Origin of the sequence: Escherichia sp. MOD1-EC7003 (assembly GCF_002965065.1) — a bacterium.
In the GTDB taxonomy this organism is placed as follows: domain Bacteria; phylum Pseudomonadota; class Gammaproteobacteria; order Enterobacterales; family Enterobacteriaceae; genus Escherichia.
The window spans coordinates 1-209 of sequence record NZ_PTRE01000146.1 but is presented as its reverse complement, the minus strand read 5'-3'; the positions used below and the strand labels follow the sequence as shown (position 1 = coordinate 209).

1 protein-coding gene is annotated in these 209 nt (G+C 55.0%); it reads left to right on the top strand.

Annotated elements, in window-relative coordinates; translation table 11 throughout:
• A partial coding sequence (locus A7090_RS26310) for a hypothetical protein (protein ID WP_206748397.1) occupies positions 1-181 on the top strand: 181 nt, incomplete at its 5' end.
• Between the last annotated feature and the right edge of the window lie 28 nt (positions 182-209).

The following is a 209-nucleotide window of genomic DNA, read 5'->3' as shown; positions in this document are numbered from 1 at the left end:
GGTAACGGGATCATCGCTTCAGTTCCTGTATCAGCAGAGTCAGGAGCTTTTCGCTGACATTGCCATTGAAGCGGAGCGTCCCGTGCCGGAACGTTACCTCACAGCTGATACTGAGGGTTTTCGGGTCCTCTGCGAGCGATTCTGGCTGTTCGGCAGCTGCATCGAGAGTCACAGGAAGTAGCTGGGGGCTCTCTGAAGAAGGTAATAGC